Here is a 12,146-nt window from a genome sequence, read left to right on the forward strand (position 1 = left end):
GTTACCCTTTGCCCTTGGTCTTGGTGGCTCCGGCTTTTGCGTTCTTTTCCAGGAACTCGATCATCTTTCCGGCAATATCCAGACCCGTGGCTTTTTCCACGCCCTCCAGACCCGGCGAGGAATTGACCTCCATCACCACAGCGCCGTGATTGGCGCGCAGCATGTCGACGCCGCAGGCATTCAGGCCCATCGACTTGGCCGCGCGAACGGCCGTTGCACGCTCTTCCGGTGTCAGTTTGACCACCTTGGCCGAACCCCCGCGATGCAGGTTCGAGCGGAAATCGCCCTCCGCACCGGTGCGTTTCATCGCAGCGACAACCTTGCCGCCCACCACGATGGCCCGAATGTCGGTTCCGCCGGCTTCCTTGATGAACTCCTGCAGCAGGATGTTCACACCCGCGCCGCGGAACGCCTCGACAACCGATTTGGCGGACCGGTCCGTATCGGCCAGAACCACACCGATGCCTTGCGTCCCTTCCAGCAGCTTGATGACGATGGGCGCGCCACCGGCCAGTCTCAGCACCTCGTCGGTCTGTTTGGGGTCGTGAGCAAAGGTTGTGACGGGCAGACCGACACCGTCGCGGGCCAGCAACTGCATCGACCGCAGCTTGTCGCGCGACCGACCGATGGCGACGCTTTCGTTCAACGGGTAGACACCCATCATTTCGAACTGACGCAGCACTGCGGTTCCGTAGAAGGTGACCGAGGCACCGATCCGCGGAATCACCGCGTCATACCCCGTCAGCTTTTCGCCGTTGTAATAGATCTCGGGGCGACGGGTTGCGATGTTCATGTAGCACCGTAGGGTGTCGATGATGTCGAGCTGATGCCCACGCTCCTCGGCCGCTTCCTTGAGGCGGCGGTGCGTGTACAGGTTGGCATTGCGCGCCAGCATGGCAATCTTCATGACAAATCCCCTTTGTCCTGGTGTTTTGGTTTGCCGCGCAACAGATGCGCGCGCTTGGTGTGAACGGCGATTGCGTGGTTCTTCAGCGCCGCCCGGCCCACGATCATCTGAAAGGTCATGTTCGTGCGATCGGTCAGAGACAGGTCCAACGGCCAGGTTTCGTCGCCCAACCGGATGGTGGTTCGGATGACGATCCTGTTTTCAGGAATTCCGCTGGTGTTCTTGATGTTGCGCCGTTCCTTGATCGGAGCCTCGATACGGATCATGCCTTCTCCGCCCGGCACCTCCGTCAGGAAGGACACCCAGTGATGTCCGTCCCGTTGAAACCGCCGAATGTCGGTTGCATGCAGCGCTGACGTGCGGGCGCCGGTGTCGATCTTGGCCTTGATGTCGTTCAATGGCAGGTCGGGAAGGTCGATGTATTCCATCCAACCAATGACTTTCGGCATCTGCGGCTGACCCTTGTCCGATACGTTTGCCATGATCACACCAGCCAGGGCATCATAAGGGTTGCAAGGCTCAGCACGAAGAAGAAGCCGGCCATGTCCGTAATCGTGGTCAACAGCGGGCCACTTGCGGCGGCCGGGTCCTGTCCGATCCGCTTCAGCAGCAAAGGAACAACACCGCCGATGGATACCGCCAGCATCGTGTTGAGTGCCAGCGCAGTACCAATCACCAAACCCAGGGCCGGATTGCCTTTCCAGAACCACGCGACCAGCCCGATCAGAACACCTAGCGCGATCCCATTGATGACCCCGACCGAAATTTCCTTGATCCAGACCCGCACGGCATCTTGCGGCCGTACCAATCCAAGGCTCAGTTCGCGCATGGTGACGCCGACAGCCTGGTTGCCGGAACAGCCGCTCATGTCCGATACCATCGGCAGGAAGATGGCCAGCGCGATCACGGCGGCCAGAGTCTCTTCGTAGGCCGAGATCACGCTGGCCGCGATGATGTTGAGTACGATGTTGGCCGCAAGCCAGGCCAGCCGGCGACGGGACCGCACCGACAAAGGCATCGAGCGCAACTCGTCGCCAACCACACCCTGACGTTTGAGGCTTTCACTTTCCGAGCGTTCCAAAATGGCTTCTGCCACCGCCGTGCGGGACACGACACCCGCTAGGACTCCGTCGGCATAAACCACCGGCACCCCCAGGAAAGGGTGATCGTTGAACACGTCTTCCAGCTGTTCCAACGGGGTGTCCACGGTCACGGTCAGAGGTTGAACCATGATGCTTGTCAGCTTTTCGCTGCGCTTGGCGGTCAGCAGGCTGCGCAGCGATACCACGCCAACGGCGCGCCCCTCGGAATCGACAATATAGGGGTGCTGCCCGCGATACCTTTCAAAATCCTCGTCGTCCGAAGCAAGTTCGCGCAGGACATTGCCAACGGTCTGCGTGTCGCGGAACTTGAACACCTCGGTCATCATCAGACCGCCAGCGGTGTCATCCTCGAATGTGCTGAGCAGGCGGACATCCGCAGCCTCTTCAGCGTCCATTTCGGACAGGATGGCCTCGGCATCCGGCGTATCCAACTCGCCGATAACGTCGGCCTGAATGTCCGAATCCAGCTGTTCGATGATCTCGGCAGCACGCTCGGGCTTGAGGCGTTCCACAAGCTCGACCGCCATCTCGTTTGGCGCTTCTTCGACCAGTTCCGCGGCAAGCCCAACGGGAACGATCTCCAGAACGGTATCGCGCTCAGCCGGTGTCAGCTGAAGAACTTCGCGCAGGGCTTCGCTGCTGGTCAGCGGATCCAGAAGCGCCTCAAGCTCGGACGCATTGGACTGCTCGACCGCTTCCTTGATCCGAACCGAAAGCTCTTCGTCGGTTGAGGGAATGTCTACGTTTCCGTCCATGCCTTAGCCATTCAATTGGGTTGTCGTTCCTTTATATAGGTGATAATTTTTTGTCTATAGACAAAATTATATGAGATTTAGAATGTCTGACTTCACGAATGCCGCAGAAACCCTGGCCGGGCTCTATACCCGGGAATTCGGAGGAAAGGCCTCGGGCCGGTATCGCATCCCGCAGAAGCTGCTGCGTGAACTGTGTGGCCGGAGAAGGCTGTACCAGGAGGACATCACGGCTCTGACCCGCGAACTTCTGGAAATGGGCTATGTCATGATTGATATGGACAGCTTCTTTGTCGTCATGAGCGCCAATTCCTTCGTGAACTATCGGCGGGTCGGCAAGGAAATGCTGGCCCACACGGAAGGCACTAGCTGAGTCCCGGTCCTAGCAATCGGCGCAATGGCTCCTGATCTTGTCAGATCCTCAATGCGCGAGCCGCTGCAGTCTTTGTTGCAGAAACTTTCTGGACGCCAGATTCGGTGCGGCCTCTATGGCCTGCCGATAGGCCGCGGCAGCCGCGGCGGTGCGGCCCGTCTTCTGCAGAATATGCGCGCGGGCCGCCTGCCAGGGCTGAAAATCATCAAGATCGGGCCGTAGGCTGTCCAGCTTGTCCAAGGCCAGTTGGGCATGACCTGCCTCGGCCATCACGACGGCCCAGTTCAGGGCAACCACCGGGGTTGGCTCGCAGGCCCATAAGGACTGATACAGCAGCGACATCTGCCGCCAATCCGGGGCCGGCGCCATCATGTGGCAATCCGCAATGGCGGCCTTGAGTTGAAACGGTCCCGGCTTTCTTTGGTCGACCGCAGTTTCCAGGATGCCCTGCGCCTCACGTATCTGATCCTGCTGCCAAAGTGTTCGGTCATGATCCTCTACGGGCACCATAGCGCCATCAGCGTCGATACGCGCAGGGCGGCGGGCATCGGTCAATAGCATCAGGGCCAGCGCACCTTCGATTTCCGGCTCTCCCGGTCGGAGGTCCCGCAGAACCCGCGCAAGGTAGATACCTTCGTGGCAGAGGTCCCGCGGTCCTGTATCCTCGGTCACGTATCCGGTGGTGAAGATCAGGTAGAGGGTCGTCAGCACCGTTTCCAAACGTTCCGGCCAGATTTTCGGATCGGGAAAAGAGTAGCCAATCCCCTTGGCGCGAATCTTGGCCTTGGCTCGGGACAGGCGCTGGCCCATGGTCTGGTCGTTGTCCAAAAATGCCGCGGCGATTTCCCGTGTGGTCAGGTTGCAGACCGTGCGCAAGGTCAGCGCGGTGCGTGATTTCTGGTCCAGCGCGGGGTGACAGCAGGTGAAGATCAGACGCAACCGGTCATCCGGTATCTGCTCAGACATATCGTCCGTCACAGAGTCCGGCAGGGTTATGGCCAGGGCTGCTGTTTTCCGTCCCTCCCTGTGTTGCGCTCGAATGCGATCGATGCCCTTGTTCAAACCAACCCGCATCAACCATGCGGTCGGGTTGTCCGGAACTCCGTTGCGGCTCCAGTGTTTCACGGCCGAGATTGCGGCCTCCTGCAGTGCGTCCTCGGCCAGTTGGAAGTCACCCAACCGGTTGATCAGACCGGCCAAAAGCAGCCCCCGATCCCGCCGCAACACATCATCAATGACATGTCCAACTGCGAACGCTTTGGGGGCGGCGTTCTTCATGGATTATCCAGCCGGATTGTAGTCCATCAGAGGCCGAACCTCGATTGTGCCGTAGTTGGCGGCCGGGATCAGTGCCGCGTATTTCAGCGCCGCATCCAAGTCAGCAACGTCAACCACATATTATCCGCCCAAATGCTCCCGCGTTTCGGCATAGGGCCCGTCCATGGTTTCAACTTTTCCGGAGCGGATCCGAAGGGTGGTCGCAGTTTCGATCCCTTGCAGGCCCTCACCATCGCGAAGAACACCATCCGCTTTCATCCGCTCATTGGCGGCAAAGAAGCCACTCATCATCTCGTCAAATTCCGGGGTGCCATAGGCCGGTTCCTGCGCGGGGTCAGTGTAGATCAACATCATGTATTTCATAGCAACAATCCTTTGAAAAAGTTCTGGGTCAAAGACTGGAGACCCGGGCTGCGATGCAAATCACCATGATCAGCGCAGCCAAAATATTGGTGCCATTACAGACATAGCGCAGCGGGTGGGCGGCATTGTCAATCTTCAGCCCGAAAGGATGCGCAACTTGTCCGGTCACCAGCAAGATGCCCGCCGCGTTGAGGTAAAGCGCTGGTGTTCCGCCCCCTTCGCCCAGCATCATCAATATCAATATGAAGGTCGCCCAGTCCTGGCAGATTCCGTGTTGGCGCACGCGCAACATCAGTGCCATGTCGCCGCCAACGCCGATGGATTGGCCCGTGGCCGACCGCATCCCCGAGACACGAAACCATAAGATGAGCCGGACCAGCGCCACAAGCAGCGCATAAATCGGTGTCGTTAAAAAAACCATCTATCGTCCTTCCGGTTTTCAGGTTCGTGCTCCAAGGACGCCGGGTTTTCTCAGATTTCGACAGGTGCTGAGATATTTTGGTGGCGCGCTGCAATTCTTGCGCATTTTGCGCGTGTATTACCTTTTGTATGGCTGCGATGGTTGGGTTGGCGCAAAATGAGCGGTGGAAGGCGAGCAATGCCTCCCTGAGGCGGCTCGTTCGGTGTTTTGTTCGACTGTGCTGGTTGCGGGAGCATGAAACCGCCGACAGTTGACCCTTTTGGGTTGGCAATACAATAGATTTACTACATCCGACAGAATTGCAGTCTTCAACCACTGAAGTGGTCCGCTGCTATGTCAAGATAGGCGGTTGATCCTAGTGCAAAAATTCGCCTGAGAGAAAGGCAACAAATCCGCCGCGCGAGTGGCAAGATCGATGAAGTAGTACTCTGCGGCCGGTTCCAAGCACAGTTTCTCGTGAGCTAAATCCGACGGGCGAGCCAGTGCAAACCAAAGCGCCTTAGCAAATGGCGGCGATATCTGCGCTTCGGTGACATTCCAGCATCGGGCGATAAATCCAGTTGTTCGGCCCAAGGCGTGCGCCCGGCCATTTCGCAATAGATGCCGCCCCAAGGGTGCTTAAGAGGCGCAGTCCACGGTTTAACGGAACCCGCAAAATGAAGGATAACCGGCACCTCAAAATCGCCGATCAAACGTGTAGGGTAAAATGTATAATTGTATCTCCGCTCGCATCCCATGACTTGTCCTGCAAGTGCGATATTCAGCGCGCATTGATCATGCCAGACAAGCCGATCGGACATGGTTGTAAGAACTTCAAACACACGTTTTTCGACGTTTTGTTTCCGCCAGAGGTTTAGATCAATCAACATAACGCCTGAGCTGAAATACTGTGACGGACCCACGCCCAAATCCTCATGAAGTGCGTTGCCAACCTGATATGCCGCAACTATGCTGCCACCGAGATCTCGATCATATAGTTCCGCCAAAGAACTGAGTACCAAAGTATCGCAATCTAAGTACAAGACCCGGGTAACAGTCTTTGGAAGAATGCTCCCCAAAGAACACCGGTAGAGCGCCGCCGATGAAATATGCGGTTCATCCCGCAAGGTGCCCCAAATCTCCGAATACGCGTTGTTTGAGATTTCAATGAATTGGGTGCGGAGCTCTATGTCGTTGCAAAAGGTTTGCAGCCTAAACAGCTCGTCACATGCGGGAAAACCATGCACGAGATACAATTCCAAATCACTTCGAACATTTGTGGCAGCAAGTGAATAAAGCGCCGCCGACAATGGCGCGATCATATTTCTGTCAAAAGTGAAAAGAATATTCATCACAACCGTCTTTCTACAAGTGCACTGACATCTGCACGCAAGATCACTTGAATATGCATGCTCAACAAGCATGTTTTTCCACGAGCGCAGTCTGCGGTGGCACTCTAAGGCGCGCGCTTCGCATCCGATTTAAGTAAGTGAGTTGCTTGAGAAAACCAAGTTTGGTTTTTTGTGACCAAAACTACCGAGACATTTGGCGTCACCCCAAAGATCTCTCAACACTACAACCCTTCGCATTTGAGAGCATGTTCTGCCAACCCTTGGTGAGAAGCTTTAGGTGCGCAAAGCTAAGCTGTCTATGCCGAGGCTGACCTATTTGCGCTGGGCTCTTTGCAGGACAATCTGCCCAACACGGGTGTCAAAGCCTAGGCCTGAGGCATGCCCCTAGTTGGTATTGCCACGGGAGGCTTACCTAATCTTGTAGCCGATCGCGAGATGGGTGCCCTGGCATACCCGCCACACCCAGCGGCCTTGGACCCGCGCCCATGCCGAGGCCAGCTTTGCCCCGGCACGCATTGGCTCAGCCTATGAGAACCCTTATCAGTCAGTAATACGAATACACGTGCCTTAAAGCGGTCCGTCATCCGGCGCAATCTCTCCCAGACCGCCAATCGGAGCTGGCGCCCTACGGCGCGAGATCTGACGAGCGGGATTGAAATAGATCGAAGTGACCTGCCGATACGCATTGATAGGGGCAAAATCGGTGAAATCAGCACGAGGCCACCTCATTGCAGCATCGAGAGAAGCCAGAACCCTTGGGTAGCGTTCAGAATTGTCGAGGACAATCAGCGCAGGAACAGCTCGACCGGCCTTTACCTCTTCTAAGACATACGCTGTGCAAAGACGGCGATGTGTTCCATCGATCACCACGATATCCGCATCTGCCACTTCAGGTCGCCGGGTATATGTTTCGGGTTCGGTGGCGAGATGAATGTCAAACCCTGCTGATCGGGCCAGCGTTTTTGACACCTCATCATACCATCCTTGATTATGCTCAATCGCGGTGACCATCGCGCCACGTTTTGCATAAAACACTGAGGAGTGCCCACTGCCATATTCCAGAACGCGAACTCCGTTCAAATCATACGAATCGATGTATTCAATCGCCGAGTATGCGTACCAGGGGATCTCTTCTCCCGCAGCGTCTACGCAGCGCACCTCAAGTACGCTTCGATAGTGGCCAAGATCATCCGACAACACGCGAAGCGCATCGCCTTCAGTTTTCTGTTGGCGGTTTAGCAAAAGCTTTAACCACTTCCATCCAAAATTCGACAGCATGTTGTCACCTTAGGCTGCGGACCTGTGCTTCTGTGTTGGCTAAGCAACGACCATTCGATGAGACTTACTTAATTTACAGTACGGAGACATCATTAAATTGCGAAGGGCATGAAAATTCTTGTAAGCGTTTTGTGAAACTGCGCAGCTTGAATCTGCGCCTTCTGGTTTTGAGCCTGACGCGGTGAAGACGTTGAGCAATTGATCCAGTGGATCAATTTTGGGTTTTCGGGCTGTAGTTTGATTTTTTGAGTTTGGTTGCGGGAGCAGGATTTGAACCTGCGACCTTCAGGTTATGAGCCTGACGAGCTACCGGGCTGCTCCATCCCGCGACACTTTGGTTTGGTCTGTTGCCTATTTGGCTGTTTGAGACCTGGTCGTGTTTTTTCATCGTTTTTGAGAGGGGGGATTTTTCTAGGTTTGGCGGTGACCTACTCTCCCGGGGCTTGAGCCCAAGTACCATTGGCGCTGCAGTGCTTAACTTCCGGGTTCGGGATGGGACCGGGTGTTTCACTTGCGCTATGACCACCAAACCGAGGAAAATCCCCGTCGCTCTTTTTGCTTTGCAAAAAGGCGGCGCGCGGCAGGCAGCGTATTCGCGAAGCGAATGCGCGTTGCCGCACGGTTGTTGTGTCACCCCTTGCGGGGTTTCACATCAATCAACACCGTCGCTATTTGCGTAGCAAAAGCGACGTAATTGTCCAACTCAAGGTCAGTGTATGCTTTTGGTGATTTGTCTTTCTGTTACTGGATCAAATCAAGCCTATCGGGCGATTAGTACCGGTCAACTGAACGCATTGCTGCGCTTACATCTCCGGCCTATTGACGTGGTGGTCTTCCACGGCCCTCAGGGAGACCTTGTTTTGAGGGGGGCTTCCCGCTTAGATGCCTTCAGCGGTTATCCTGTCCGATCATAGCTACCCTGCACTGCTGCTGGCGCAACAACAGGTCCACCAGTGGATCGTTCACCCCGGTCCTCTCGTACTAGGGGCAACTCCTCTCAAGTCTCCTACACCCACGGCAGATAGGGACCGAACTGTCTCACGACGTTCTAAACCCAGCTCACGTACCTCTTTAAACGGCGAACAGCCGTACCCTTGGGACCTGCTCCAGCCCCAGGATGAGATGAGCCGACATCGAGGTGCCAAACACTGCCGTCGATATGGACTCTTGGGCAGTATCAGCCTGTTATCCCCGGCGTACCTTTTATCCGTTGAGCGATGGCCCTTCCACTCGGGACCACCGGATCACTATGGCCGTCTTTCGACTCTGCTCGACTTGTCAGTCTCGCAGTCAGGCTGGCTTCTGCCATTGCACTCAACGAGCGATTTCCGACCGCTCTGAGCCAACCTTCGCGCGCCTCCGTTACGCTTTAGGAGGCGACCGCCCCAGTCAAACTACCCGCCACGCAGGGTCCCGGATCCGGATAACGGACCGCGGTTAGACATCAAGAATGCAAAGGGTGGTATCTCAAGGGAGGCTCCACAGGAACTGGCGTCCCTGCTTCGAAGCCTACCACCTATCCTGCACATTGCAGTCCTGATGCCAGTGCGAAGCTGTAGTAAAGGTGCACGGGGTCTTTCCGTCTAACCGCGGGAAGCCTGCATCTTGACAGGCAATTCAATTTCGCTGAGTCGATGTTGGAGACAGCGGGGAAGTCGTTACGCCATTCGTGCAGGTCGGAACTTACCCGACAAGGAATTTCGCTACCTTAGGACCGTTATAGTTACGGCCGCCGTTTACCTGGGCTTCAATTCAAGGCTCTCACCTCTCCTTTTAACCTTCAGGCACCGGGCAGGCGTCAGACCCTATACGTCGTCTTGCGACTTCGCAGAGCCCTGTGTTTTTAATAAACAGTCGCCACCCCCTGGTTTGTGCCCCCAGCCCCTAGTTGCCTAGGAACCGGGCCTCCTTCTCGCGAACTTACGGAGGTATTTTGCCGAGTTCCTTCAACATCGTTCTCTCAAGCGCCTTGGTATGCTCTACCAGTCCACCTGTGTCGGTTTAGGGTACGGTCTGATGGAGGGCTATTTCCAGGAACCACTCAGCAGCCCAATCAATCCGATAAGATTGAACTACACCTGTGATCCGTCACATCCTCCTGGCCTAGGAATATTAACCTAGTTCCCATCGCCTACGCCTTTCGGCCTCGGCTTAGGGGCCGGCTTACCCTGCTCAGATTAGCTTTAAGCAGGAACCCTTGGACTTTCGGCGAGAGTGTCTCTCACACTCTTTGTCGCTACTCATGTCATCATTCTCACTAGTGATCTCTCCACCGGATCCCTCACAGGCCGGCTTCATCGAAAAGACTCGATCCTCCAAGGTGCCCCGAAAGACACTAAAGAGGATAAGTCTTATGTCACACTACGCTCTGCTACCATGCCTTACGGCATCCTAAGCTTCGGCTCATGGCTTGAGCCCCGTTACATCTTCGCCGCAGGACAACTTGTTTAGACCAGTGAGCTGTTACGCTATCTTTAAAGGATGGCTGCTTCTAAGCCAACCTCCTGGTTGTTTTGGTCGTCCCACCTGCTTTCCCACTTAGCCATGAATTGGGGGCCTTAGCTGTAGGTCAGGGTTGTTTCCCTCTCCACTACGGACGTTAGCATCCGCAGTGTGTCTGCCATCTAGTACTCCCGGGTATTCGGAGTTTGGTTAGGATCAGTAAGCCTGTGGGGCCCCATTACCCATCCAGTGCTCTACCCCCCGGGGTATTCGGATGACGCTCTACCTAAATAGATTTCGCAGAGAACCAGCTATCTCCGAGTTTGATTGGCCTTTCACCCCTAGGCACAGCTCATCCCGATCCTTTTCAACGGATGTGGGTTCGGTCCTCCAGTGCGTGTTACCGCACCTTCAACCTGGCCATGCCTAGATCACTCGGTTTCGGGTCTGATCCCACGAACTCATACGCCCTATTAAGACTCGCTTTCGCTACGCCTACACCTAACGGCTTAAGCTTGCTCGTGAGACCAAGTCGATGACCCATTATACAAAAGGTACGCCGTCAGCTCGCTAGGAGCCTCCGACTGATTGTAGGCGTTCGGTTTCAGGTACTGTTTCACTCCCTCGTCGGGGTGCTTTTCACCTTTCCCTCACGGTACTGGTTCGCTATCGGTCAGCAAGGAGTACTTAGCCTTCGAAGGTGGTCCTCCGATCTTCAGACAGAATTTCACGTGTTCCGCCCTACTTAATACGTCCGTCAAAGCTTCGAATACGGGGCTGTCACCCGCTATGGCCATGCTTCCCAACATGTTCTTCTCACTTATCCGGCTCGGCTGGTCCCCGTTCGCTCGCCGCTACTAGGGGAGTATCAATTGATTTCCTTTCCTCCGGGTACTTAGATGTTTCAGTTCCCCGGGTTTGCCCTTAAAACCCTATGTATTCAGGTCTTAAGTACCTGGTCATGCTCATTATTGATCAGCTGTGCTAACAATAACAAACATTCAGGTGGGTTGCCCCATTCAGAGATCCATGGATCAAAGCTTATTCTCAGCTCCCCATGGCTTATCGCAGAGTATCACGTCTTTCATCGCCTCTTGCTGCCAAGGCATTCACCAAACGCCCTTCTCGCGCTTGATTTGATCCAGAAAGAGAAAGACTTGATATTGGCACTACCGCCTATTCGGCTACTTGAGTGCGTTTGACCGCACACAACCAAAGCTGCGCTAGTAATCAAATCAATCGCGACCGCCCAGCTGGTAACTAAAGGCGATCTTTCTTCTGAACCAAAAGCATACTTTCCCGCCTTCCATCCTGGAACCCGCGCTGCCGATGTCGGTCGGCCCCGCACGGAGAATGGAAGACAATGCATAACCGTTAAGTTATGCGGGTTAGTGTACTTGACTTGGACAACTCTGTTCGTTTCAGCCGCGATAGCCGTGGACAGGCGAGGAAACACCCGTGTCACAACCCGCTCACCCGAAGATGAGAACGACTGAGATCAACGCCACACTCGGCGCCAATCAAACAGTGTTGATTGATTTCTCTCTTAACGATGTCAAAGGATACGTCCAATCGGACGGCTGAACACTCAAACAAGTGCTCAACGATCTGATCGAAGCGAGGAATGGTGGGTCGAGGAGGACTTGAACCTCCGACCTCACGCTTATCAGGCGTGCGCTCTAACCACCTGAGCTACCGACCCATCTCTCAATAGGGCCGACTGCAAATCATGGTGGAGCCTAGGAGGATCGAACTCCTGACCTCCTGAATGCAAATCAGGCGCTCTCCCAGCTGAGCTAAGGCCCCTTGCCGGATCCAGCACCAATCGCAGGATCCATCTGTCTGAAGAGATATGAGGACGGCTCGGTCCTTGAGTTTGACCAACTTTGCTTGTTGAT

The 12,146-nt window shown here is 55.4% G+C and carries 9 protein-coding genes, 3 tRNA genes and 2 rRNA genes; 1 reads left to right on the forward strand and 13 read right to left on the reverse strand.

Features of this window, described 5'->3' with window-relative positions:
* Position 1: 1 nt before the first annotated feature.
* The 3 genes from rimK to mgtE are packed head-to-tail and all read right to left on the reverse strand — an operon-like array spanning position 2 to position 2,765.
* On the reverse strand, positions 2-907 hold the full coding sequence (gene rimK, locus ACR3EL_RS16900; protein ID WP_093963715.1) for a 30S ribosomal protein S6--L-glutamate ligase: 906 nt from the start codon (positions 905-907) through the stop codon (positions 2-4).
* Entirely contained in the window at positions 904-1,389 is a 486-nt protein-coding gene (locus ACR3EL_RS16905; RefSeq protein WP_170342576.1) for an ATP-dependent zinc protease family protein, read from the reverse strand. Before ACR3EL_RS16905 ends, rimK begins: the two co-directional genes overlap by 4 nt.
* Positions 1,390-1,391: 2 nt before the next feature.
* On the reverse strand, positions 1,392-2,765 hold the full coding sequence (gene mgtE / locus ACR3EL_RS16910) for a magnesium transporter (protein WP_170342577.1): 1,374 nt from the start codon (positions 2,763-2,765) through the stop codon (positions 1,392-1,394).
* An 82-nt stretch (positions 2,766-2,847) separates the two neighbouring features.
* Between mgtE and ACR3EL_RS16915 the strand changes: the two genes are divergently transcribed.
* Positions 2,848-3,135, forward strand: coding sequence for a hypothetical protein (locus ACR3EL_RS16915; RefSeq protein WP_170589195.1), 288 nt, complete (start codon positions 2,848-2,850; stop codon positions 3,133-3,135).
* A 48-nt stretch (positions 3,136-3,183) separates the two neighbouring features.
* Here ACR3EL_RS16915 and ACR3EL_RS16920 read toward each other — a convergent pair whose 3' ends face one another.
* The 10 genes from ACR3EL_RS16920 to ACR3EL_RS16965 all read right to left on the reverse strand — a co-directional run bounded on the left by ACR3EL_RS16920 (position 3,184) and on the right by ACR3EL_RS16965 (position 12,054).
* A complete protein-coding gene (locus ACR3EL_RS16920; protein WP_170583062.1) occupies positions 3,184-4,413 on the reverse strand; it encodes an RNA polymerase sigma factor in 1,230 nt (409 codons plus the stop codon).
* A 120-nt stretch (positions 4,414-4,533) separates the two neighbouring features.
* Positions 4,534-4,776, reverse strand: a complete 243-nt coding sequence (locus ACR3EL_RS16925) for a YciI family protein (protein WP_254432984.1) — start codon at positions 4,774-4,776, stop codon at positions 4,534-4,536.
* 28 nt (positions 4,777-4,804) lie between these two features.
* Positions 4,805-5,197, reverse strand: a complete 393-nt coding sequence (locus ACR3EL_RS16930) for an MAPEG family protein (RefSeq protein WP_170342582.1) — start codon at positions 5,195-5,197, stop codon at positions 4,805-4,807.
* Positions 5,198-5,658: 461 nt separating this feature from the next.
* A complete protein-coding gene (locus tag ACR3EL_RS16935) occupies positions 5,659-6,528 on the reverse strand; it encodes a glycosyltransferase family 8 protein (RefSeq protein WP_170342584.1) in 870 nt (289 codons plus the stop codon).
* A 567-nt stretch (positions 6,529-7,095) separates the two neighbouring features.
* Positions 7,096-7,806 carry a hypothetical protein gene (locus ACR3EL_RS16940; RefSeq protein WP_170342586.1) on the reverse strand — a complete coding sequence of 237 codons (711 nt, stop codon included), beginning with the start codon at positions 7,804-7,806 and terminating at the stop codon, positions 7,096-7,098.
* 252 nt (positions 7,807-8,058) lie between these two features.
* A tRNA-Met gene (locus tag ACR3EL_RS16945) sits at positions 8,059-8,135 on the reverse strand.
* 86 nt (positions 8,136-8,221) lie between these two features.
* A 5S ribosomal RNA gene (gene rrf / locus ACR3EL_RS16950) occupies positions 8,222-8,336 on the reverse strand.
* 220 nt (positions 8,337-8,556) lie between these two features.
* Positions 8,557-11,385, reverse strand: a 23S ribosomal RNA gene (locus ACR3EL_RS16955).
* Positions 11,386-11,873: 488 nt separating this feature from the next.
* Positions 11,874-11,950 (reverse strand) — tRNA-Ile (locus ACR3EL_RS16960).
* 28 nt (positions 11,951-11,978) lie between these two features.
* Positions 11,979-12,054: transfer RNA gene (locus tag ACR3EL_RS16965), tRNA-Ala, on the reverse strand.
* Positions 12,055-12,146 lie beyond the last annotated feature (92 nt).

The sequence above is a fragment of the Ruegeria sp. BJ3 genome (assembly GCF_056535665.1).

Bases quoted from the DNA above. Each gene is read 5' to 3' on its own strand.
- rimK (WP_093963715.1), bottom strand. From the start codon at position 907: ATGAAGATTGCCATGCTGGCGCGCAATGCCAACCTGTACACGCACCGC.
- ACR3EL_RS16905 (WP_170342576.1), bottom strand. From the start codon at position 1,389: ATGGCAAACGTATCGGACAAGGGTCAGCCGCAGATGCCGAAAGTCATT.
- mgtE (WP_170342577.1), bottom strand. From the start codon at position 2,765: ATGGACGGAAACGTAGACATTCCCTCAACCGACGAAGAGCTTTCGGTT.
- ACR3EL_RS16915 (WP_170589195.1), top strand. From the start codon at position 2,848: ATGTCTGACTTCACGAATGCCGCAGAAACCCTGGCCGGGCTCTATACC.
- ACR3EL_RS16920 (WP_170583062.1), bottom strand. From the start codon at position 4,413: ATGAAGAACGCCGCCCCCAAAGCGTTCGCAGTTGGACATGTCATTGAT.
- ACR3EL_RS16925 (WP_254432984.1), bottom strand. From the start codon at position 4,776: ATGAAATACATGATGTTGATCTACACTGACCCCGCGCAGGAACCGGCC.
- ACR3EL_RS16930 (WP_170342582.1), bottom strand. From the start codon at position 5,197: ATGGTTTTTTTAACGACACCGATTTATGCGCTGCTTGTGGCGCTGGTC.
- ACR3EL_RS16935 (WP_170342584.1), bottom strand. From the start codon at position 6,528: ATGAATATTCTTTTCACTTTTGACAGAAATATGATCGCGCCATTGTCG.
- ACR3EL_RS16940 (WP_170342586.1), bottom strand. From the start codon at position 7,806: ATGCTGTCGAATTTTGGATGGAAGTGGTTAAAGCTTTTGCTAAACCGC.